A 20,583-nucleotide genomic window follows, 5' to 3' on the forward strand; every position below is an offset into this window, starting at 1 on the left:
GGCCAACGTTCAGTCGAGCTTGCGATCAGTCCAGATCGAGGAGTTCGCGGCCGGCTTCGCGGACCGAGTTGCAGCCGGTCAGGATCATCGCCACGGCGAGTTCCGAGCGCAGGGTCCCGAGCATCCTGGTGATCGCCGCCTCGCCGCCCGCCCCGAGCGCCCAGGCCCAGGGCCGCCCGACGAAGCAGGCCTTCGCCCCCAGCGCCAGGGCCTTCAGCACGTCCAGGCCCGAGCGCACGCCGCCGTCCATGAAAACCTCGAGGTCGGCGCCCACCGCATCGGCGATCCTGGGCAGGGCCGAGATCGAGGAGCGGACCCCGTCGAGCTGGCGCCCGCCGTGGTTCGAGACCACCAGGCCCTGCGCGCCCACGCGCACGACCTCGCGCGCGTCGTCCACGTCCAGTACGCCCTTGATGACGATCGGCCCGTCCCAGTTCTCGCGCACCCAGTCGAGGTCGGCCCAGGTCACGGAGCGATCGAAGTTGCGGGCGATCCAGGCCAGGAAGTCGGTGACACGCCGGCCCTGCTGCTGCACCGCGCCCTCGACGTTGCCGAGACTGTGCGGCCGGCCCTGGGCCCAGACGTTCCACATCCAGCCCGGATGGGTGAGCCCGTCCCAGGCGGTATTGAGCGCGCCGGAAAGGCCGCTCGAGCCGGTGAAGCCGGACCGGACGTCCCGGTAGCGGGCGCCGGGCACCGGCAGGTCGACGGTGAACACCAGCACCGGGCAGCCGGCGTCCCGGGCGCGGCCCAGGAGGGCTTTCATGTAGCCCCGGTCCTTCAGCATGTAGAGCTGGAACCAGGGCGGCGCGGCCTTGGCCGCCACCTCCTCCACCGAGCAGACGCCGACGGTGGAGAGGCAGAACGGTAGGCCCGCCGCCGTCGCCGCCTTGGAAGCCTGCACCTCGCCGCGCCGGCCGTACATGCCGGCCATGCCCACGGGCGCGAGGCCCACCGGCATCGACAGGGTCTGGCCGAGGGTCTCGACGGTCATGTCGAGCTGGCTCATGTCGCGCAGCACCCGCTGGCGCAGGGCGATCAGCTCCAGGTCGCGCACGTTGCGGGCCAGCGTCTCCTCGGCATAGGAGCCGCCGTCTATGTACTCGAAGAAGATGTTCGGGAGCCGCCGGCGGGCCAGCTCCCGATAGTCCGAAACCGAAGCCGCCCGCATGTCCCTCCCTCACGCCCTCCGGCGTCTGGACCTCGACACTAGCAACCGGGCGGCGCTTCGTCTCGTCAGGCGGTCGCGGCGGCCTCGACCGGCTGCGGCGGGCGCGGACCCATGACGATCCACACCTGATGGCCGCGGGCCAGCAGCTCGCCGGAGGCGCTGAACAGGGCGACCCCCGCCGTCTCCTTGCGGCCGTCGCGCGCCAGGGGCCAGGCCAGCACGATGCACTCCTCGCCCGCCTTGGGGCGGCGGATCACCTCGCCGGTCATGGTGCCGAGCAGGGCGCCGTGGCGGCCTTCCTTCTCCACCCAGGCGAAGAAGCCCGGGCAGTCGAGCGCGCCCCAGATCACCTCGGTGGGCGCCAGACCCTCCCCGTCGGCGAAGTTGGCGTGCGGCGTCCAGGCGCCGGCCACGACGCCGTGCTCGGCCCCGTCGAGCTGGCCGACGAACACCTTGAGCCCGTCGCCGTCCTCGCGCTCCGGACCGCAGGTGAAGCAGATCGGATGGATGCGCTGGGTGAGGCCCTGGTAGCGGGCGCCCGCGGCGCGGGCGGCCTCCAGGCTCGGCGCCTTGGGCGGCGTCGGCAGCTCGGCGCCGGCGGACGGGTCCGCCTTGCCGATCAGCTGGCCCTCGTCACCCGAAAGCACGAAGCCGCCGGTCGCCGGATCCAGCGCCAGCGGCGCGTCGAGCGGGATCGGCGCGCGCAGCACGGCGGTGGCGGGACCTTCGATCCCCTTGGCCAGGACGCCGCAGACATAACCCCCGTTGCCGGAATTCGGCGGGCCGCAGAATTGGCGGCCGATAATGATCTTGGACAAATCGCACTCGCTGAATGGTCGTCAGAACAATGGGCAGCGCTTTTCCACGGAACTTCGCCGCGATCAAAGCCCTATTTGGCGCCCGCGGCGTTGGAGCCTTGGCCGGCGCTTGCTAGCTTGAGGCCCGTCGCCCTGGCGGCGGATTCGGAAATTGAACGACGTTCGAGGAGGTTTGCGGTGAACGATCGGGTGGAACGCCCCTGGGCTCTGATGCGCCATCATGCCGGCTGGGCGGACGTCTTCCACATCGACACCGAGAGCGCGGACTCGATCACCGGCTTCTATCCGGACCGCGAGACCGTCGGCCCGCCGGTGAGCTACTCGGTGCGCGCCGTGCTGGCCCGCTTCCCCACCCTTGAGGCCGCCCGCGCCGCGCGCGAGGGCGCCGTCTCGGAGTGGCGCAAGCACGACGCCGCGGTGCGCGACGCCGAGGCCAAGCTGCGTGACGCCGAGAAGGCCCGCGAAGACGCCTGGCTGAACTGCCTGCGCGACGCGGCCAAGGCGAGCTAGAGCCTCAGTCCCCTCGACACCCACCAGGCGACGGCGGCCGCGACGACGGCCGCCAGGGCCGCGCGCCACAGCGGCGCGAAGCTGAGCCTGGGATCCTGCGAGAACGCCTGCCGGCCGGTGACCATCGGCCGAACCAGGTTGGCGCGCTTGTAGACGAGATAGAAGGCGATCGCCGCGAGGTGCAGGACGACGAGGGTCTCCAGCGCCCAGAAGCTCCAGTGGTGCCACTTGGCGAACAGCCGGCCGGTGTCGAAGTCGACCCGGTCCGACAGCGGCCCGGCCTCGATGGCGTCCACATCCACGGCGAAGAGACCGGTGACAACCTGGGCGATCAGGGTGGCGAGGATCGCCAGGACGCTCCACGCGCCGAGCGGATTGTGGCCCGGCATGTCCGACCTGGCCCGTGATGGCAGGGTCTTCAGATAGGCGAGCGTCGCCGCCGGGCCTTTGACGAAGCTCGCGAAGCGCGCGCTGGTCGAGCCCGCAAAGCCCCAGATCAGCCGGAAGACCAGCAGGCCAACCACCGCGTAGCCGGCCAGCCGGTGCCAATCCATCTTGCCCTCTTCGGCCGACCACCAGGCGAAGGCGATGAGGATCACCAGCGCCCAGTGGACGAGCCGAGTCGGCCCGTCCCACAGGCGGGACGAGCGCCGCGCCTCGGCCGTCTCGGTGTTGGCCACGATCTTAGTGCTGCTCGGGGACGCGGTACTTGTCGTGGCAGTTCTTGCAGGCGCCGCCGACGGCCCGGACTTCGCCCTTCACGCCGGCGATGTCGCCGGCCCTGGCGAGTTGGTCGAGCTTGGAGCTCTCCACCTGCAGCCGGTTGGCCGCGGCGGCGAAGCCGGCCGGATCGGACCAGACCTCGGGCTTGGCGTCGGTCTTCATGCCGCTCTCCGCGCCGCTGCCCTTCGGGAACCAGGTCGGCAGCTGGCCGGCGAGGCCCTTCAGCTTGGCGGAATTGGTGGCGATCACCGCCTTGTCCGGGGAGTCCTTCTTGATCTCGTCGAGGATCGCCTTGAAGGCCGCGCCCTGGGCCTTGAAGTTCTGGTGGCGGGCGTAGGCCGCCTTGCCCATCGGCGTCTTCGGCATGGCGCCCATGTGCTCGTGGGCGAACGCCCCGCCGGCCGCCACGCCCATGCCCACCGCAAGGGCCACCACCGCCCCGAGCCTGATCTTCGCCATCGCCTGAAATCTCCCCGTGGACGAACTGGACCGATCCAGACGCCCCAATGCGGGCAGGACTGTGCCGGGCAGACTCACGCCCCGTCAACGTCGGCGGCCGGCTCAGCGCGCGGCGGTCCGCACGGGCGCTCCCTTCTGGGCGGCGCCGGCCACCAGGGCGCCGCAGTTGGCGTCCTTGGCGAGGCCCGGATCGACGAACGGCAGGATGGCGGCGAGCGGCGACAGGAAGCTGCCCAGCGCGGCGGCGATGCCGCCCTGGGCGATGGCCGGCCCCTTCTCGAGCTTCAGACTCGGGCTGCGGATCGGCCCGGCGACCTCCACAGGCACGATCAGGCGCACGAGCTGGAACTTCTTCGGATGACCTTGCGCCTTGAAGGCCAGCCGCTCGGTCCCAAGGTTGATCTGGCCAGATCCGGTGACCAGCACCGGCTCGGTGTCGAACACCAGCTGGTTGGTGTCGAGGACCCCGTTCTTCACCTGGAAGGCGCCCACCGCGCAGCGCAGCGGCGTCGTCTCCTGGCTCTTGTCGAACAGCAGGCCCAGGCCCTTGATCACGTCGACGCCCATCAGTTCGGCGATCGATCGGCGGATCTCGCCGCCCGGTGCGACCACCACCACCTGGCCGTCGGCGTTGGCGAAGGCCTTGTGCACCGAGTCCCCCGAGCCGGTCAGCTTGGCGCGCCCGACCAGCGCGCCGGTCACCGGCGCCCCACCCTGGAACTTCAGCGGGATGAGCTGCTCGATGCGGGCGTTGGTGAGCCGAAGGTCGAGGTCGGTGACGGGGGTCGCCTTGCGGGCGTTGAGCTGGATGTAGCCGGCGATCCGGCCCTTCGGCAGGTCGAGGCTCAAGGGCTCGGCCCGCAGCAGGCCATCGTTCAGCTTCACCCGCGCCGAGCCGGCCGTGAGGTTCACAGGCGCGCCGCGGATCGAGGTGGCCTTGTAGGTCACGTCGGCGTCGATGCTGCGGATCTTGCGGGTGTCGAGGGTGGAGTCCGGGAAGATGCGGTTCTCGGCGGCCAGGTGCTGCGCCTCGATCTTCTGCGACGGCGAGGCCACCGGGCCATGCTTCGGCGCCCCGCCGAACAGCGCGCCGAGGTCCGGGAAATAGAGGTCGCGGCTGCGCAGGTTGGCGGTCAGCAGGGTCCGCGGCCGCCCGGCGTCCACCGAGATCGCGCCCGCCAGGTCCGAGGAGCCGACGCGGCCGGCGAGGCCGTCGATCCGGTAGACCTTCTCATGGCGGGAGAGACGGCCGTGCAGGTTGTACGGCGGCGTGTTGGGCAGGGCCACGCCGGTCAGGCCGTAGAGGTCGGCGAGGTCCGGTCCGCGCGCCGTGGTGTTCATGTAGAACTCGCCCATGTCGAAGGGCTTGGGCACCGCGCCCTTGGCGGTGACATAGGTCGCGCCGGCGCGGATCTCGGCGTCGAAAGGATAGGCGCGGTTGCGGTCGATGTTGAGCAGCGGCCCGCCGGTGACCTGCAGGGTGAAGGGCTGGCGGTTGAGCGCGCCCTGGCCGCTCATCTCGAAGCCGTGGTTGCGCGCCCCGAGCCGCTCGGAAGCGTCGATCGAGCCGTTGAACGTCAGCCGCCGGACGTCGTCGCGCACCTGCAGCTTGCCATCGTGGATCACGAAATTGCGGATCGGCGGCAGGCGGAGGGGCTTGCCGCTGTCCTTGCCGCCGGAGAAGTCCCAGGTCGCCCGGCCCTGGCCGTCGCGATAGAGCCGCACGTCCGGCCGGTCGAACTCCAGGAGCCGCAGGTCGAGGTGGCCGCCGAACAGCGGCAGGAGCCGGATGCGCACGGCGATCCGGCCGACATCGGCCATCCGGTCCTTTCCGGCCCAGGCGGGATTGGCCACATGCACCCCGTCCACCGTGGCGCTCGGCGTCCAGGACCAGAGGTTGACGTCGAGGTTGCCGGTGATCGTCACCTGGCGGTGCAGCCGCGCCGAGGCGATGCGCGCCACCGGCCCGCGGAACCAGTTCCAGTCCCAGATCGCCACGATGAAGCCGATCAGCAGGGCCAGGGCCAGGAACACCGCGCCGGTGACCAGCGCCGCACGGTGGCGCGAGCGCGGCCGCTCGGCGTCGCGCGCCCGGGCGTGGTCGCCGTCCAGCCAGGCGCGGAAGGCGCGCCAGCGAGGCTGGCCGGTCTCTCGATCCTGAAGGGTGTTGCTGGACAAGGGGCGAACTCCGCTGTCGCCCATCAACGCGCGGGGCCTGCGGTGAAGTTCCCCTCTATTGTTAGTGGCTTACGCCGCGCCCGCTGAAGGCCGCCGCCGCCGTGCCGAGGATGATCTTCAGGTCGAAGCCGAGAGACATGCGCTCCAGGTACTCCCGGTCCAGGCGCACCTTCTCGGGGATCGGCAGCTCGTCCCGGCCATTGATCTGCGCCCATCCGGTCAGCCCCGGCCGCAGCGCATCGACGCCCGCCTCGGTGCGCAGCGCCACGAGGTCGTCCTGGTTGAAGAGGGCCGGCCTTGGCCCCACCAGGCTCATGTCGCCCTTCAGCACGCTCCAGAGCTGCGGCAGCTCGTCCAGGCTGGTGCGCCGCAGGAAACGGCCGAGGGGGGTGATCCAGCGCTCCGGGTCGGCCAGCAGGTGCGTCGCCACGTCCGGCGTGTCGGTGCGCATGGTGCGGAACTTCGGCATGGCGAAGAGCCGGTTTCCGCGTCCCACCCGCTTGGACCAGTGCAGCGACGGCCCGGGGCTGTCGAGCCGCACCGCCAGCGCCAGGCCGAGCAGCAGCGGCGACAGCGCGACCAGCCCGCCAAGCCCCGCCAGGATGTCGATCACCCGCTTCACCAGCGACGTCTTAGCCCGCCCTGCTCAGGCTTGGTAGACGCGCGCCTCGCCGCCCTGCCCCAGGGCCGTCGCGGTCCAGCGGCAGGCATCCTCCACCGGCCCCTGCAGGCCGGCCGGCGCATTGACGAACACCAGGGCGCAGCCGTTCATCTTCATCGGGTCGGTGAGCGGGCGGATGCGCGTCTCGGCGACCAGCAGCGGCGCCGACGTCGCATCCTCGAGATCGCCGAGGAAACTGTCGAAGGTGGCGAGGTCCTTGAGCGGCAGCCAGATCATCAGCACCGCATCCGGGTTGCGGGCGAGGATCGCCGCGGCGGCGTCCACGCAGCGGGCGTAGTCGTCGGCGCGCTCGAACGGCGGATCGATCAGCACCAGCGCCTTGCCTGACTGCGGAATCGCGATCTCGGCCGCCTCGTAGCCGTCGGCGCAGCGCGTGCGCACGTTGCGGCGGCCCTTCAGGGCCTCGCCCAGGGCGCTGTGCTCCTCGGGCCGCAGCTCGCAGGCCAGGTAGCTGTCCGCCGGACGGATGGCCTCGGCGATCAGCCAGGGCGAGCCCGGATAGCGGGAGACCCCGCCCCCGCCGTTCAGCTTGCCGACCGCCGCGGTGAGCGGGGCGAAGGCGGCCGGCGCGTCGGACGCCGCCATCAACCGGCCGATCCCGGCCTCGGCCTCCCCCGACTTCTTCGCCTCGAGGCCCTCGAGGTCGTAGAGCCCCCGCCCGGCGTGGGTGTCGATGACGCTCAGCGGCGCGCCCTCGGTCAGCCGCGCCAGCAGGTGCAGCAGGGCGGCGTGCTTCACCAGGTCGGCGAAGTTCCCGGCGTGGAAGGCGTGGCGGTAGTTCAAGGGCGCGTGCGCTCCGTCTGAAACAGGCAGTCTCTGGCGCCAGGAACCCGCCTCCGCATGCCACGTTGGCGACTGGCCATGGCCCGCGATACCCCAGACTCGACCCCGGCCCAACTGTCGCCGGATGAGGTGAAGGCGGCGGGCCTGAGGTACGTCAGCGACCAGGACCCGGGGATCTCGCGACGCAAGTCCGGGACCGGCTTCAGCTATCGCACGCCCAAGGGCGAACCGATCGACGAGGCGACCCTCGACCGCATCCGCGCCCTGGCGATCCCGCCGGCCTGGACCGACGTCTGGATCTGTCCCGACCCGCGGGGCCACATCCAGGCCACCGGCCGCGACCAGAAGGGCCGCAAGCAGTACCGCTATCACGAGCGCTGGCGCCAGGCGCGCGACGAGAACAAGTACGACCGGCTGGTCGCCTTCGGCCGCGCCCTGCCCCGCCTGCGGACCCGCGTCGAAAAGGACCTCGCCCAGCCCGGCCTGCCGCGCGACAAGGTGCTGGCGGCGGTGATCCGGCTGATGGAGATCACCCTGATCCGCGTCGGCAACGAAGAATACGCCAAGCAGAACAATAGCTTCGGCCTCACCACCCTGCGCAATCGCCACGCCCGGGTGAAGGGTTCGCAGGCGATGTTCGAGTTCCGCGGCAAGAGCGGCAAGACCCACAAGACCGGCTTCCGCGACCGCCGCCTGGCCCGCATCGTCAAAGCCTGCCAGGACCTGCCCGGCCAGCGCCTGTTCGCCTACCTCGACGACGAGGGCGCCCCCCACGCCGTGGAGTCCGCCGACGTCAACGCCTACCTGCGCGACGCCATGGGCGAGGACTTCTCGGCCAAGGACTTCCGCACCTGGGCCGGGACGGTGAACGCCGCCCAGGCCCTGGCCCTGGCGCCCGCCTGCGAGACCGCGGCGGAGGCCAAGCGCCACATCGCCACCTGCGTGAAGGCCGTCGCCGGCCTTCTCGGCAACACCGCCGCCGTGTGCCGCAGCGCCTACATCCATCCCCTGGTGATCAGGGCCTACGAGGACCACGCCCTGCCCTTCAAGGCGGGTCAGGACGGACGCCCGCTGGAGCTCGCCGTCATCCGCTTCCTGGAGGAGGCCAAGGAAGCGGTGGCCGAGGAGACGGCCACCGGAAAGCCCGCGCGCCGCCATACCGCCGCTTCGAACGAATCCGCCGCCGCCCGCTAGCCTTACCTGACGTCGCCCTCCTAGGATGACCGCCGTTCTGCGCGCGGGGGGAAGACGCCGCGCCGGCACTTTAGGGAGATCGCTCGTGCTGCCTCAGCGTCTGCGCTTCGGCGCCTTTATCGCGCCTTTCCATCCGATCGACGAAAACCCCACCCTGGCCCTCGACCGCGACATGGAGCTGGTCGAGTGGATGGACAAGCTGGGCTACGAAGAGGCCTGGATCGGCGAGCACCACTCGGCCGCCTACGAGCTGATCGCAAGCCCGGAGATCTTCATCGCCGCGGCCGCCCAGCGCACCAAGCACATCCGGCTCGGCACCGGCGTCTCGTCCCTCCCCTACCACCACCCGCTGATGCTGGCCGACCGTATCAACCAGCTCGACCACATGACCCGCGGCCGGGTGATGTTCGGCGTCGGCCCGGGCGCGCTCGTCTCCGACGCCTTCATGATGGGCATCCCGCCGCACACCCAACGCGACCGCATGGACGAGGCCCTGGCCTGCATGGTCAAGCTGCTCCGCGGCGAGGCGGTGACCTACAACTCCGACTGGTTCGAGCTGGCCAACGCCCGCCTGCAGATGACGCCCTATTCGCGTCCTTCGGTGGAGATCTCGGTCGCCAGCCAGGTGTCGCCCACCGGCGCCCGCGCCGCCGGCCAGCACGGCCTGGGCCTGCTGTCGCTCGGCGCCACCTCGACCGCCGGCTTCAACGCCCTCGCCTCCAACTGGGCGATCGCCGAGGAGCAGGCCAAGGAACACGGCAACGTCATGGACCGCTCGGCCTGGCGCCTCGTCGGCCCGATGCACATCGCCGAGACGCGCGAGCAGGCCATGGAGGACGTCCGCTTCGGCCTCGAGAAGTGGATCTACTACTTCCGTGAGATCGCCAACCTGCCGGTGGTGCCCGAGGGTCCGGATCCGGTGAAGACCATGATCGAGACCGGCATGGCGGTGATCGGCACGCCCGACGACGCGGCCGCCCGGATCCAGCAGCTGCAGGACGAGAGCGGCGGCTTCGGCGCCTTCCTGTTCATGGACCACAACTGGGCCAACTGGAAGCGCAAGAAGAACTCGTACGAGCTCTTCGCGCGCTACGTGGCGCCGAAATTCCAGGCGCTGAACGTCAACCGCCAGGCCTCCATGGACTGGGTGCGCGAGAACAAGGACGAGTTCACCGGCCAGGCCCGCGCGGCGGTCGGCGCGCGCATCGTCCAGCACATGCAGGAGAAGGGCGCGGAGAACATCCGGCCCGAGATCGTGGCCATGATCACCGGCCAGGCGCCGCCGGAAACCAAGTAGCGCCTACGCATCCGCCACTGGCGTCTCCCGGTCCGAGCCCCCAACTGTCAGGCTTGGCCAGGCTTCGATCGGGGGATCGCCATGGACGTGCAGGCCTATTTCGACCGCATCGGCTTCGCCGGCGAGGCGCGGGCCGACCTCGCCACCTTGAAGGCGCTGCACCGCGCTCACCTGCTGGCGATCCCGTACGAGAACCTCGACGTCCAGCTCGGCCGGCCGGTCACCACCGCCCCCGAGGCCGCCTTCGACAAGATCGTGAGCCGCCACCGCGGCGGCTGGTGCTATGAGATGAACGGCCTCTTCGGAGCCGTTCTCGACGCCATCGGCTTCTCCGTCACCCGCCTGGCCGGCGGCGTCGGGCGCCAGATGGCCGGTGACGAGAAGGTCGGCAATCACCTCGTTCTGCTGGTCGACCTCGGCGCGTCCGAGGAAGGTCTCTGGATCGCGGATGTCGGTTTCGGCGACGGCGCGATCGAGCCCTTCGCCCTGCAGCGTGGCCCTTTCAGCCAGGACGGCCACGCCTTCCACCTCGAACAGCTCGATGGCCGCTGGTGGCGCTTCCACAACCATCCGCTCGGCGGCGCGCCGAACTTCGACTTCACCCTCGATCCGGCCGATCCGGCGCTGCTGGCCGAGAAGTGCCACTGGCTGCAGACCTCGCCGGAGTCGGGCTTCGTCCAGACCGCCGTCGCCCAGCGCTGGCGCGAGGACGAACTGCTTCAGCTGCGGGGTCGCAGCCTCACCCGCATCCGCGATGGCGAGAAGCGGAACGAGCTGATCCCGGACGCCGACGCCTACCTTGAGGTCCTGGCGCGCGAGTTCGGCCTACACCTGCCCGAAGCGGCCACCCTCTGGCCGCGCATCCTCGTGCGCCACGAGGAGCTGTTCGGCCAGCCGGCCTAACGCCTGTAGGCGAAACCCACCCGCACGGTGCGCGGCGCGGAGAGGCTGGTCACCCCGTCGGCGGTCTGGCCGACCTCCAGCTTCGCATCGGCCGCATTGTCGACGGCCAGATAGACCTCGGAGGCCTCCGCGACCCCCCAGCCGGCGCGCAGGTCGAGCTGGGTACCGGCGCGCAGTTTGCGGCTGTTCAGGTCGTCCTCGAAGCGGGCGCTCTCGTAGCGCAGGTCCGCGTTCAGCCGGAGCTTCTCGAGCGGGCGCCAGTCCAGGCCGGCCGTGACCGTCAGGTTCGGCGTCTGGGCCGGACGTAGGCCGGTGAGCTGCGGGGCGCTGGCGCCGCCGTCGACGCGCGCATGGGTCGCCGAGACCGCCGCGCGCCAGCCCAGCGCCGCGGAGACCTCGCCCGAGACCTCGCCCTCGAAGCCATAGGCCTTGATCTCGCCGGCGTTCTGCCGCTGGCGCAGCGTCCCGCCCGCCGGGATGAAGCCTGCCGTCGGGAAGGTCCCCGGGCCGATGCCGATGGTGACGTTGGTGATCGGGTCCTTGAGCCAGTTGTAGAACAGCGTGCCCGACCAGCGGACCGCGCCCTCGCCGCCGAGCCCCGCCTCGACCCCTTGCAGGATCTCCGGCTTGAGGTTGGGGTTGGCCTCGGTGATGTCGTTGCCCACCCGGAACGGACGGTGCAGCTCGTTCAGGGTCGGCGGCCGGAAGCCGGCGTAGGCCGCGCCCCGCAGCCAGATCGCCGGCGTCAGGGCGTAGCGCACCCCGAGCCGCGCCGTCGGCGTCGTCCCCGAGGCGTCCTTGGCATGCTGGTCGAGCGTCGTCGCGCCCGTGGCGAGGTCCCACTCGCGGCGCTTGGCCTTGCTCGAGGACCAGCCGTCCACCCGCACGCCGCCGGTCACGATCCACGGCGCCTGGTCGTAGGCGCCTTCCAGATAGACCCCGCCCACCAGGGTCTCGCCGCCGGCCTCTCGGCCGCGGGTGTAGAGGCCGTTCATCACCCGGAAGCGCTCGTACTCCGTGCCCCTGGCGAGCCGCACGTCGACGCCACTTTCCCAGGAGACCGCGCCCGCCTTGCCCTGCAGGGCGGCGTTGAGGCCGAAGCCCTGCGCCGGGGTGGAGTACTGGTCGTTGGCCGGCGTCGTCGTGGCCCGGCTCGCGGCCACCGCCACCGAGCTGTTCTGCAGGTCGCTGGCGCGGGCCCAGAGCTGGAGCCGCCAGCCGCCGACGCCCTCGCTGGCCGGGCGCGCCAGGGTCACGGTCGCGGAGGCGCCGGAGGCGATCGAGCGCGCGCCGCGCAGGCCCGCGCCCCGCCGCTCCTCGTAGGCGCCGAGGCGGGCCGCCGCCTGCACGCCATCGCCCAGCTCGTGCTGGGCGCGGAACGAAAGGCTCTCGTCGCGAAGGGTGAGCGGAGTATCCGCCGCGCCGGCCCGTGCGCCGCGCACGGGAACATAGCCGTCGCTGGTCTCCGCCTCGCCGACGACGAGAAGCCCCGGCGCGCCCCCCGCCGCGGCGATGCGGTAGGTCCCGCGCTCCGCCGCCGAGACGTCCAGGGCCGCCAGCCCTTCGCCCGCGCCCTTCTCCTGCAAGGCCACAACGCCGGTCAGCGCCCCGGCGCCGTACGGCCCCGCGCCCGCGCCGCGCACCACCGTCGCCCCGTCCAGCCCTTCCGGCGGCAGGGCCGTCCAGATCACCCAGCCGCCGAAGGGATCGTTCTGCGGCGCGCCGTCGAGGGTCACCAGCGCCCGGCCGGCGCCGGAGGGCGCGATGGCCCGCAGCGACAGGCCCTGGGTCGTCGGATTGGCCGCCAGGCTGCCCGTCCGGCGGAACAGCGACACGCCCGGGACGCGCTTCAGCGCCTCGTCGAGCCGCGGCGTCGTCTTGAGGATCTGGGGCCCGATCTGCACCGCGCTGAACGCGGCCTCGCCGCCCAGAGGGGCGAGGCGCGGCGGATAGACCACCACCATTTCCACCTGGTTCTGCGGCGGCAGGTCCGTCGGCATGGCGCTCCCCGTTTCTTGTTGTCGGCGGGCTTCCTAGACCATCGCGGCAGCTTCGTCCGCCCCCTCGGCGTCGGAACCGGCCCGGCCAGATCGGGTTGTCTCCCGCAACCCACAGGGAGATACCGGATGTTCTATCGCCTGCTCGGCGGCGCGGCCGCCGTCCTCGTCCTGACGGGCGCCGCCCAGGCCCAGCCCCGCGCTCACCAGTCAAGCGAGGATCGCCACTTCCTCACTGAGGCGATCCGCGGCGACAACTCGGAGATGATGCTCGGCCAGATGGCCACCGAGCGCGCCGTCAGCCCGCGGGTCCGCGACTTCGGCCGCACCCTGCACGACGACCACGCCCACGCCCGCGACGCCGCCATGCGGATCGCCGCCCGGTTCGGTGTCCCGGACACGCAGGCCATCACGCCCGAGGCCCGGGCCGAAGCGGCCAAGCTGCGCCGCCTGCGCGGCCGGGCCTTCGATCGCGAGTTCGTCCGCTACATGCAGCACGACCATCGCAAGGACATCGCCGAGTTCCGCCATGAGGCGCGGATGGGCGGCCCCGTCGGCCAGCTCGCCGGCCAGACCCTGCCGGACCTGCAGAAGCACCTGCGTATGGCCCAGGACCTCGACCGCGGCTGATCGCTGGCCCCTGCCCCCGATCGCCGCTACCAAGAGGCCATGCACGACGGAACGGGCAAGGTCGCCATCGTCACCGGGGCCGGAACCGGCATCGGCCGGGCCGTGGCGCTCGCGCTGCTGAACCACGGCTGGTCCGTGGGCCTTGCTGGGCGCCGCGCCGAGCTGCTGGAGGAGACCGCCGGCCAGGCCGACGCGCCCGGCCGAGCCCTGCCCTTCGTCACCGATGTCGCCGACGCGGACTCCGTGGCCCGTCTGTTCGAGGCGGTGACGGCGCGCTTCGGGCGCCTCGACCTGCTGTTCAACAACGCCGGGACCGGCGCGCCTCCGGTCCCGCTGGAGGACCTGCCGCTCGAGGCCTGGAAGCGGGTCGTCGACGTGAACCTCACCGGCGCCTTCCTCTGCACCCAGGCCGCGTTCCGGGTGATGAAGGCGCAGGAGCCGCGCGGCGGGCGGATCATCAACAACGGCTCGATCTCGGCCCACGCGCCCCGGCCGCGTTCCGCCGCCTACACCGCCACCAAGCACGCGATCACCGGCCTGACGCGCTCCACCGCGCTGGACGGCCGGGCCTATGGCATCGCCTGCGGCCAGATCGACATCGGCAACGCCGGCACGGAGATGACCCGCGCCATGGCCAAGGGCGTGATGCAGGCCGACGGCTCGATCGCGCCGGAGCCGGTGATGGACGTGCAGGCCGTGGCCGACGCCGTGCTCTACATGGCCGGGCTGCCGCCCGAGGCGAACGTCCAGTTCATGACGGTGATGGCCACCAAGATGCCGTTCATCGGCCGCGGCTGAGCGGCGCCATCGCCCGTTTCGGCGGCGTCGACTGCCAAGCTCTTGGGCGCCGCCCGCGAATTCATCCGCCGGCGACCGATCTGTTTTGAAGACGTCGCTGAGTCGCGGGCCTCATCTCCTCAGGCGTCGAGCCCGGTCGACAGTCTCCGACCGACGCCAAGAGGAACGCCGGGAAACGGGTTGGTTTCAACCTCAATCCGGACCCGACAACATGCTCGCGACCAACACGCTTCGTATGCTTCCGATGGCGGCCGCCGCCGCCCTCCTCGCCACCTCGGCCAACGCGCAATCCATCCGCATCAGCACCCAGGGCAAGACCGCCGACCAGATCAGGGCCGAGGTCGTCAAGGCCGCCGAGAGCCTGTGCTGGCGCGAGACCGTGGGCGCGAGCTTCCCGGTGGACGCCAGGCGCCTCTGCGTCGACGCCACCGTGAAGGCCACGTTCGCCCAGGCGCCGGGCCTCGGTCTCACCCTGGCCCAGCGCTAAGGACGCGGCGGTCAGTCGGCGAACTTGGGTTCCCGCTTCTGCAGGTTCGCCGTCACCGCCTCGACCTGATTGGGTGAGCCGATCAGCGCAGTCTGTTCCCGGCTCTCTTCGAGCAGGATGGCCGGCTGGTCGGCTTCGGCCATCATGTTGACCAGGCGCTTGCCGGCGCGGATCGCGTCGGGGTTCTTGCCGGCGATCTCGCGGGCGAGCGCCAGGGCCTCGGCGCGGGGATCGGCGCAGACGCGGGTGGCCAGGCCCATCTGGACCGCCTCCTCGCCGTTGAAGATCCGGCCCGTCCAGGTGAGTTCGCGCATGACGTCGTCGCGCACCAGGCCGCGGGCCAGGGCGATGCCGGCCATGTCGGGGACGAGGCCCCACTTGATCTCGAGGATCGCCAGCTTCACGTCCGGCGTCACGAAGCGCAGGTCGCAGCCCAGCGCCAATTGGAAGCCGCCGCCGAAGGCGACGCCGTGGATCGCGCCGATCACCGGCACGGGGATCTCGCGCCAGACCATGCAGGCCTGCTGGGCGTGGTTGGCGCCGCCCGCGGTGCGGTTGGCCGCCAGCAGGTTGCCGCCGGCCGAGCTCTGGCCGCCCTTGCGCTCGCCGGAGGCCATGGCCGCGAAGTTGCCCATGTCGAGGCCCGCGCAGAAGGCGCGGCCGTCGCCGGACAGCACCACCGCCCGCACGCCCCTCTCGGTCTTCAGGCGCTCGCCGGTCTCAACCAGGGCGGCGAACATGGCGTTGTCGAGGGCGTTCATCTTGTCCGTGCGGACCAGGCGCACGTCGGCGACGCCGTCCTGGATGGTCACGGTCACGCGGTCGTTCATGTCAGTTCCTTCTCTCGATGTTCAGGCGCGCGCGATCGTGTAGCCGATGCGCGGGAAGTGGATGTTGAGCCGGCCGAGGTCGGCGCTCTCGCGGCCGATCACCACGCGGTCCGGCGTCGGGGCGACGAGCCGCCCCTCGATGGGATCGCGGCCATAGTCGTCGGCCGCCACGGCGACGGCGGCGCCGGGCTGCAGGCCGAGAGGATCTGTGTCGTCGTGGGGCGGCGGCGCGACCGGGTCGGCGGCGCGGGCCACGGCCAGCGCCTCGGCGCCGGTCATGTCGCGGCGCTGGCCATGGCCGACGCCACGCATCCTGCCCTTCCAGGCCCGCACCTTCGGGAAAGCCGCCAGCAGGGCCTCGGCGGCCCCGTGCGCTGCGCCCGATAGCCACCAGACGTTCATGTAGGCGGCCACGTCGGCCAGGGACGGCGTCGATCCGCCGAGGAAATCCTGGTCCGCCAGCCCCGCCTCGATCCAGGCGGCGTGCGAGCGCCACTGGGCCTTCATCGGGACCGCCGCGGCCTTCATCCCCGCAGTGTCGAAGGGCCGCCCGGAAAGCTTCTCGCGGTCCTTGACGAATTCAGCCGGCACGTTGTCGCCGATCTCGCCGAACACCACCGCCACGGTGGCCTGGAAGAACAGCCGGTCGGCCCAGATGTTGACCGCCCAGTCGCCGCCGCGGACCAGCCGAGGGGTCGGCGCACGCGCCTCGATCTCGGCCATGATCACCTGGGTGTCGCAATAGACGTCGGCGCCGATCTGCATCACCGGGATGCGGCGATAGCCGCCGGTCAGCGGGATCAGCTCCGGCTTGGGCATGATCACCGGCTGGATCACCGAGCCCCAGGCCAGGCCCTTGATCCCGAACATCACCCGCGCCTTCTCCGAGAACGGCGAGGTGTCGTAGTGGTGCAGGATGAAGTCGGGGGCGCTCTGGGGCATCAGCCGAACTCCGGTGCGAAGCGGATGTTGTCGCGCGCCACGCCCTGGACCACGACCTCGAGCCCGCCGCTCTTGATCATCCACTCCAGGCGATGGTCGCGGTACTCGCGCTTGAACAGCCCCTTGGCGACCAGCTCGGCCACGTCGCCCATGCTCGCGCCCGACTGCCAGGTGCGGACATCGTTCACCGTCGCCGCCACCGACGGCCGCGCGTTGGCCCGCGCCAGCCAGTCGGCGAGCCGCGAGCCGGCCGGGACCGCATGGCCCTGCCCCACCGCGCCGTTGACGAACGGGACCACGCAGAGGTCGCCCCAGCCGAAGGCCTCGCCGTTGAACCACGGCCTATCGCCGAGCTCGCCGTCCAGCCAGCGGTAGAAGCCGGCGATCTGGCGCGCCGCATTGGCGCGGATGGTCTCGGCGAGCTCGCCCTCGGCCCGGCGGAACCAGGCCAGTTCCGACAGGCCCCAGGTGATCGCCTCGAAGTGGGTGTCCATCACCTCCTCGAGCATCCGCACCCGCGCCCGGTCCGCGGCGACGGAGGGCCGCAGGGCCGGCTCCGGATAGGCGTCTTCCAGGTACTCGAGGATGATGGTGGAATCGAAGACCCGCACCTCGCCGTCCTCCAGCGCCGGCACCTCGGCGCGCGGGCTGGCGGCGACAAAGGCCCCCTGCGCGCCGCCGGCCCCGAGGCCGCCCGGCATCACCGCCTGGAAGGCCAGCCCCTTCTCGCGCATCAGGATCTTCACCTTCTGGGCGTAGGGCGACAGCGGGTGGTCGTAGAGCTTCAAGGTCATGCCAGGATGTCCGAAAGCTCGCCCTTCTGGGCGCGTTTGGCGGCCTGGAACGCAGGGCGCGCCTTCAGCCGCTCCCAATAGGCCTGGATGCTCGGCGCGACCTCGCCCAGCAGCTTCAACTGGTTCGCCAGCAGCAGCGCATAGCCCACCGAGATGTCGGCCGCGGTGAACCGGCCGGCGCACAGCCATTCCTGGCCGCCGGCCAGGGCGCGGTCCACGTGCTTCAGGCGCGAGAGGAACCAGCGGGCGTAGTCGTCGGCCGCCGCCTCCAGCCGCCCGGGCTCGAGCACCCGGTAGCGGAGCACCAGCGTCTGCGGGAAGGTCAGGGTCGCCTCGCCGAAGTGCAGCCAGTTGAGCCAGGCGCCGTAGGCCGGATCCTTGACCTCCACCGCCAGCGGGCTCGGGCCGTAGCGGGTGACGAGGTACTGAACGATGGCCGCCGACTCCGTCATGAAGGTCGGCCCGTCGATCATCGCCGGGATGGTGCCCAGCGGATTGACCTCCAGGTACTCCGGCGCCTTGAACCGCGGCGGGAACGGCAGGAGGTGGAGCTCGTAGTCGAGGCCCAGTTCCTCCAGCGCCCACAGGGCCCGGAACGAGCGGGCGTCGGCGCAGTGGTAGAGCTCGATCACGGCCTTAGCCTTCCCGGTTCTCGTAGACCGGCTTGCGCTTCTCGAGGAAGGCGCGGACGCCCTCGGGGAAGTCGCCGTCTGCGCTGCAGAGGATCTGGTTGCGGTCCTCCATGGCGATCGCCGCCTCCAGCCCCTGGGCGTCGACGGCGTGGTTCAGCGCCTCCTTGGTCAGGCGCAGGCCCAGCGGGGTCGCGTGCAGCATGTCCTCGACGAAGCCGCGGGCCTCGGCCTCCATGGCGGTCGGCTCGACGATCCGGCTGACGAGGCCGAGCTGGTAGGCCCGCTCCGCGTCGATGAAGCGGCCGGTCAGCATGTATTCCGCGGCCACCGAGCTGCCGACCATCCGCGGCAGGAAGTAGCTGACGCCGATGTCGCAGGCCGACAGGCCGATGCGGATGAAGGCGGCGTTCATCTTGGTCTTCGGGGTGGCGATCCGCACGTCGGAAGCCAGGGCCAGGGCGAAGCCACCGCCGGCCGCCGCCCCGTTGACGCAGGCGATGATCGGCTGCGGGCAGCGGCGCATGGCGATGACGATCTCGCTGATCCGCCGCTGGCCGGTCAGGCCCGCGCCGATCGAGTGGCGCGAATTGGCCTGGTTGCGGTCCTTCAGGTCGAGCCCGGCGCAGAAGGCGTTGCCCGCCCCCTGCAGCACCACCACGCGCACGTCGCGCCGCCAGTAGAGCCCGACGAAGAACTCGCGCAGGGCCTCCACCAGCGTCGGGTTCAGCGCGTTCAGCCGGTCGGGCCGGTTCATGGTCACCCAGGCGACCTCGCCCTCCTGGCGGATGATCAGCTCGTCCATCGAAACCTCCCTTGCCGGCGCCTTCAGAGCGCCTTGAGCCAATCCACAAGGAGGTCGGTCACCTCCTGCGGACGCTCCTGTTGTGTCCAGTGTCCGCAGCCTTCCAGCATGTGGCCGCCCTTCAGGTCGCGCACGAAGGGCTTCATGGCCGCCACCGGGTCGGCCACGCGGCCGAAGCCCGTCGCCGCCGGGTCCTTGGTCCCGCCGATGTAGAGCGCCGGCTGCTCGATCTTCTTGTCGGCCCACCCCTGCAGCCAGGCGAAGTCGCTCTCGTGGTTGCGGTAGCGGTTAATCGGGCCGCGGAAGCCCGACTGTTCGAACTCGGCCACGTAGTAGTCGAGGTCCTCTTCGCTGAGCCAGGCCGGGAACGGGTGCGGATCGCGCAGGCCCTCGAGCAGAGTCGCATCGGCCGGCTTCTGGGGCCAGCTGCCTTCCGGCGCGTCGCCCGAGATCGAATAGTAGAACTTGCGCAGGAAGCCGCGCACGTCGGCCTCGGCCTCCGCCTCGGGCGGCCCGACCTTCTGGAAATAGGCCTGGTAGAAGAAGCGGTTGCGCTGGGTGAAGAGCGCGTCGAACACCTCGGTGAACGGCCGGCTCGGCACGCCCATGTAGGGCACCGACAGTCCGGCCACCGCGGCGATCCGGTCCGGCCGCGTCAGGGCGGTGTTCCAGACGATCGGCGCGCCCCAGTCGTGGCCGACCAGGATCGCCGGACGGCCCGGCTGCAGGGCGTCGGCCACCCCGACCACGTCCGCCGTCAGGTGGCGCATGGCGTAGGCTTCCACCGGGTGCGGCTTGTCCGACCCGCCATAGCCGCGCACGTCGATGGCGCAGGCGGTGAAGCCGGCCTCGGCGATCGGCTTCAACTGGTGGCGCCACGAGAACCAGCTCTCCGGGAAGCCGTGCACCAGCACGACGAGCGGCCCCTCGCCTTCGATCGCGCAGCGCAGCTTCACCTCGCCCGCGTCGACGATGCGGAATTCCGGCATGCTCCTCCCCGAGGGCCAGGCGGGGACACCTCCCCGACGGCGGCCATGTTCCCCGGCTTCCTCGCCGTTGCAAGAGTGACCCGGCGTTATCATTGACCCTGCCGCCCCGCGTGCCAGCATCAAAGAAAAAGGGGCCAGCCATGAGCGCCATCCTGGAGGAGACGAGGGCTTTCGAGTGCATCGCCGTGCGCCGCGAGGGGCATGTGGCGGTCGTCACCCTCAATCGCCCACACCGACGTAACGCTCTGAACTATCAGGCTTATGACGAGCTGGAGGCGAGCCTTCGCGCCGCGTCCGCCGATCCGGAGGTGCGCTGCGTCGTGGTCACCGGCGCGGACCCGGCCTTCTGCTCCGGCGACGACGTCGGCGAGATCATGGCGGGGCCGAAGGCGGTCTCGGCCTCCGCCGCCCCGCGCGAACCGACGCCGACGCCGGCGGCCATGGCCGCGCTGGAGTGCGCGAAGCCGATGATCGCCGCGGTCAACGGCGCGGCGGTCGGCTGGGGGATGGAGCTGGCGCTCTTCGCCGACATCCGCATCGCCTCCGAGAAGGCGAAGTTCGGCGAGCTGTTCGTCAAGCGGGGCCTGGTCTGCGACGTGGGCGGCTTCTACCGCCTGCCCTCGGTGGTCGGCCCGGCCAAGGCCGCCGAGCTGCTGTTCACGGGCGACATCTTCGACGCCGCGGAGGCGCTGCGCATCGGCCTCGTCGGCGAGGTCACCGCCCACGACCAGCTGATGCCGCGCGCCGTCGAGCTCGCCGGGCGCATCGCCGCCAACCCGCCTCTCGCCGTGCAGGCGCTCAAGGCGGGGCTGCAGCGCACCGCCTATGGCGACGCGCGCGAGATCGGGACCTGGGCCATCGCCGAGATCCGGCGGCTGATGAAGACGGAAGACCACAAGGAAGGCGTCGCGAGCTTCCTCGAGAAGCGCGAGCCGGTGTTCAAGGGGCGTTGACGAGGGGCGTA

22 protein-coding genes are annotated in these 20,583 nt (G+C 71.2%); 8 read left to right on the forward strand and 14 right to left on the reverse strand.

Annotated elements, in window-relative coordinates:
• Nucleotides 1-25 precede the first annotated feature (25 nt).
• Both DJ017_RS15655 and DJ017_RS20445 read right to left on the reverse strand, forming a co-directional pair.
• Entirely contained in the window at nucleotides 26-1,171 is a 1,146-nt protein-coding gene (locus DJ017_RS15655; protein ID WP_111529590.1) for an L-lactate dehydrogenase, read from the reverse strand.
• A gap of 65 nt (nucleotides 1,172-1,236) precedes the next feature.
• Nucleotides 1,237-1,989, reverse strand: coding sequence for a hypothetical protein (locus DJ017_RS20445; RefSeq protein ID WP_165830651.1), 753 nt, complete (start codon nucleotides 1,987-1,989; stop codon nucleotides 1,237-1,239).
• 177 nt (nucleotides 1,990-2,166) lie between these two features.
• On the opposite strand from DJ017_RS20445, the gene DJ017_RS15665 reads away from it, so the two are divergent.
• Nucleotides 2,167-2,499, forward strand: a complete 333-nt coding sequence (locus tag DJ017_RS15665) for a hypothetical protein (RefSeq protein ID WP_133255466.1) — start codon at nucleotides 2,167-2,169, stop codon at nucleotides 2,497-2,499.
• On the opposite strand, the gene DJ017_RS15670 is transcribed toward DJ017_RS15665, so the two are convergent.
• From DJ017_RS15670 to rlmJ, 5 genes are all read right to left on the reverse strand, one after another.
• Nucleotides 2,496-3,179 carry a cytochrome b/b6 domain-containing protein gene (locus DJ017_RS15670; protein WP_111529592.1) on the reverse strand — a complete coding sequence of 228 codons (684 nt, stop codon included), beginning with the start codon at nucleotides 3,177-3,179 and terminating at the stop codon, nucleotides 2,496-2,498. The two genes, DJ017_RS15665 and DJ017_RS15670, sit on opposite strands and share 4 nt — an antisense overlap.
• Before the next feature lie 4 nt (nucleotides 3,180-3,183).
• Nucleotides 3,184-3,681, reverse strand: a complete 498-nt coding sequence (locus DJ017_RS15675; protein WP_111529593.1) for a c-type cytochrome — start codon at nucleotides 3,679-3,681, stop codon at nucleotides 3,184-3,186.
• 102 nt (nucleotides 3,682-3,783) lie between these two features.
• A complete protein-coding gene (locus DJ017_RS15680; RefSeq protein ID WP_227000165.1) occupies nucleotides 3,784-5,859 on the reverse strand; it encodes an AsmA family protein in 2,076 nt (691 codons plus the stop codon).
• Between the two features lie 61 nt (nucleotides 5,860-5,920).
• Nucleotides 5,921-6,481 carry a sugar transferase gene (locus DJ017_RS15685; RefSeq protein WP_111529595.1) on the reverse strand — a complete coding sequence of 187 codons (561 nt, stop codon included), beginning with the start codon at nucleotides 6,479-6,481 and terminating at the stop codon, nucleotides 5,921-5,923.
• Nucleotides 6,482-6,505: 24 nt separating this feature from the next.
• Nucleotides 6,506-7,324 carry a 23S rRNA (adenine(2030)-N(6))-methyltransferase RlmJ gene (rlmJ, locus tag DJ017_RS15690; RefSeq protein WP_111529596.1) on the reverse strand — a complete coding sequence of 273 codons (819 nt, stop codon included), beginning with the start codon at nucleotides 7,322-7,324 and terminating at the stop codon, nucleotides 6,506-6,508.
• A gap of 78 nt (nucleotides 7,325-7,402) precedes the next feature.
• Between rlmJ and DJ017_RS15695 the strand changes: the two genes are divergently transcribed.
• The 3 genes from DJ017_RS15695 (at nucleotide 7,403) to DJ017_RS15705 (ending at nucleotide 10,718) form a co-directional block, all read left to right on the forward strand.
• Nucleotides 7,403-8,518: a DNA topoisomerase IB gene (locus DJ017_RS15695; protein WP_111529597.1), complete on the forward strand. Its 1,116-nt coding sequence runs from the start codon at nucleotides 7,403-7,405 to the stop codon at nucleotides 8,516-8,518.
• Between the two features lie 85 nt (nucleotides 8,519-8,603).
• Complete coding sequence (locus tag DJ017_RS15700) at nucleotides 8,604-9,815, forward strand: LLM class flavin-dependent oxidoreductase (protein WP_111529598.1); 1,212 nt, start codon at nucleotides 8,604-8,606, stop codon at nucleotides 9,813-9,815.
• 81 nt (nucleotides 9,816-9,896) lie between these two features.
• Entirely contained in the window at nucleotides 9,897-10,718 is an 822-nt protein-coding gene (locus DJ017_RS15705; protein ID WP_111529599.1) for an arylamine N-acetyltransferase family protein, read from the forward strand.
• On the opposite strand, the gene DJ017_RS15710 is transcribed toward DJ017_RS15705, so the two are convergent.
• A complete protein-coding gene (locus tag DJ017_RS15710) occupies nucleotides 10,715-12,718 on the reverse strand; it encodes a TonB-dependent receptor (RefSeq protein ID WP_111529600.1) in 2,004 nt (667 codons plus the stop codon). The genes DJ017_RS15705 and DJ017_RS15710 overlap by 4 nt on opposite strands.
• Nucleotides 12,719-12,844: 126 nt before the next feature.
• Here DJ017_RS15710 and DJ017_RS15715 point away from each other — a divergent pair, with 126 nt between their 5' ends.
• From DJ017_RS15715 to DJ017_RS15725, 3 genes are all read left to right on the forward strand, one after another.
• Complete coding sequence (locus tag DJ017_RS15715) at nucleotides 12,845-13,345, forward strand: DUF4142 domain-containing protein (protein WP_111529601.1); 501 nt, start codon at nucleotides 12,845-12,847, stop codon at nucleotides 13,343-13,345.
• Nucleotides 13,346-13,384: 39 nt separating this feature from the next.
• The gene (locus DJ017_RS15720; RefSeq protein WP_111529602.1) at nucleotides 13,385-14,143 is read left to right on the forward strand and encodes an SDR family oxidoreductase; all 759 of its coding nucleotides are present in this window, start codon (nucleotides 13,385-13,387) and stop codon (nucleotides 14,141-14,143) included.
• A 244-nt stretch (nucleotides 14,144-14,387) separates the two neighbouring features.
• Entirely contained in the window at nucleotides 14,388-14,630 is a 243-nt protein-coding gene (locus tag DJ017_RS15725) for a hypothetical protein (protein ID WP_133255467.1), read from the forward strand.
• Between the two features lie 11 nt (nucleotides 14,631-14,641).
• Here the strand turns inward: DJ017_RS15725 and DJ017_RS15730 are convergent, their stop codons facing one another.
• From DJ017_RS15730 to DJ017_RS15755, 6 genes are read right to left on the reverse strand one after another with little or no spacing between them, the layout of a single operon-like run.
• The gene (locus DJ017_RS15730) at nucleotides 14,642-15,460 is read right to left on the reverse strand and encodes a crotonase/enoyl-CoA hydratase family protein (RefSeq protein WP_111529604.1); all 819 of its coding nucleotides are present in this window, start codon (nucleotides 15,458-15,460) and stop codon (nucleotides 14,642-14,644) included.
• A 21-nt stretch (nucleotides 15,461-15,481) separates the two neighbouring features.
• Nucleotides 15,482-16,402, reverse strand: a complete 921-nt coding sequence (locus DJ017_RS15735; protein ID WP_111529605.1) for a glutathione S-transferase family protein — start codon at nucleotides 16,400-16,402, stop codon at nucleotides 15,482-15,484.
• Nucleotides 16,402-17,196, reverse strand: coding sequence for a glutathione S-transferase family protein (locus DJ017_RS15740; protein ID WP_111529606.1), 795 nt, complete (start codon nucleotides 17,194-17,196; stop codon nucleotides 16,402-16,404). The genes DJ017_RS15735 and DJ017_RS15740 overlap by 1 nt, the downstream gene beginning before the upstream one ends.
• Nucleotides 17,193-17,828 (reverse strand): glutathione S-transferase family protein, encoded by a 636-nt coding sequence (locus DJ017_RS15745; protein WP_111529607.1) that lies wholly within the window; start codon nucleotides 17,826-17,828, stop codon nucleotides 17,193-17,195. The genes DJ017_RS15740 and DJ017_RS15745 overlap by 4 nt, the downstream gene beginning before the upstream one ends.
• A 4-nt stretch (nucleotides 17,829-17,832) precedes the next feature.
• Nucleotides 17,833-18,630: an enoyl-CoA hydratase/isomerase family protein gene (locus DJ017_RS15750; RefSeq protein WP_111529608.1), complete on the reverse strand. Its 798-nt coding sequence runs from the start codon at nucleotides 18,628-18,630 to the stop codon at nucleotides 17,833-17,835.
• A 23-nt stretch (nucleotides 18,631-18,653) separates the two neighbouring features.
• Complete coding sequence (locus tag DJ017_RS15755; protein ID WP_111529609.1) at nucleotides 18,654-19,619, reverse strand: alpha/beta fold hydrolase; 966 nt, start codon at nucleotides 19,617-19,619, stop codon at nucleotides 18,654-18,656.
• A gap of 140 nt (nucleotides 19,620-19,759) precedes the next feature.
• Here DJ017_RS15755 and DJ017_RS15760 point away from each other — a divergent pair, with 140 nt between their 5' ends.
• A complete protein-coding gene (locus DJ017_RS15760; protein ID WP_111529610.1) occupies nucleotides 19,760-20,572 on the forward strand; it encodes an enoyl-CoA hydratase/isomerase family protein in 813 nt (270 codons plus the stop codon).
• Nucleotides 20,573-20,583: the final 11 nt, after the last annotated feature.

The organism is Phenylobacterium soli (assembly GCF_003254475.1).
Classification (GTDB): Bacteria; Pseudomonadota; Alphaproteobacteria; order Caulobacterales; family Caulobacteraceae; genus Phenylobacterium; species Phenylobacterium soli.

Bases quoted from the DNA above. Each gene is read 5' to 3' on its own strand.
- DJ017_RS15750 (WP_111529608.1), bottom strand. From the start codon at position 18,630: ATGGACGAGCTGATCATCCGCCAGGAGGGCGAGGTCGCCTGGGTGACC.
- DJ017_RS15675 (WP_111529593.1), bottom strand. From the start codon at position 3,681: ATGGCGAAGATCAGGCTCGGGGCGGTGGTGGCCCTTGCGGTGGGCATG.
- DJ017_RS15720 (WP_111529602.1), top strand. From the start codon at position 13,385: ATGCACGACGGAACGGGCAAGGTCGCCATCGTCACCGGGGCCGGAACC.
- DJ017_RS15735 (WP_111529605.1), bottom strand. From the start codon at position 16,402: ATGCCCCAGAGCGCCCCCGACTTCATCCTGCACCACTACGACACCTCG.
- DJ017_RS15760 (WP_111529610.1), top strand. From the start codon at position 19,760: ATGAGCGCCATCCTGGAGGAGACGAGGGCTTTCGAGTGCATCGCCGTG.
- DJ017_RS15655 (WP_111529590.1), bottom strand. From the start codon at position 1,171: ATGCGGGCGGCTTCGGTTTCGGACTATCGGGAGCTGGCCCGCCGGCGG.
- DJ017_RS15695 (WP_111529597.1), top strand. From the start codon at position 7,403: ATGGCCCGCGATACCCCAGACTCGACCCCGGCCCAACTGTCGCCGGAT.
- DJ017_RS15730 (WP_111529604.1), bottom strand. From the start codon at position 15,460: ATGAACGACCGCGTGACCGTGACCATCCAGGACGGCGTCGCCGACGTG.
- DJ017_RS15715 (WP_111529601.1), top strand. From the start codon at position 12,845: ATGTTCTATCGCCTGCTCGGCGGCGCGGCCGCCGTCCTCGTCCTGACG.
- DJ017_RS15725 (WP_133255467.1), top strand. From the start codon at position 14,388: ATGGCGGCCGCCGCCGCCCTCCTCGCCACCTCGGCCAACGCGCAATCC.
- DJ017_RS15710 (WP_111529600.1), bottom strand. From the start codon at position 12,718: ATGCCGACGGACCTGCCGCCGCAGAACCAGGTGGAAATGGTGGTGGTC.
- DJ017_RS15705 (WP_111529599.1), top strand. From the start codon at position 9,897: ATGGACGTGCAGGCCTATTTCGACCGCATCGGCTTCGCCGGCGAGGCG.
- DJ017_RS15740 (WP_111529606.1), bottom strand. From the start codon at position 17,196: ATGACCTTGAAGCTCTACGACCACCCGCTGTCGCCCTACGCCCAGAAG.
- DJ017_RS15755 (WP_111529609.1), bottom strand. From the start codon at position 19,619: ATGCCGGAATTCCGCATCGTCGACGCGGGCGAGGTGAAGCTGCGCTGC.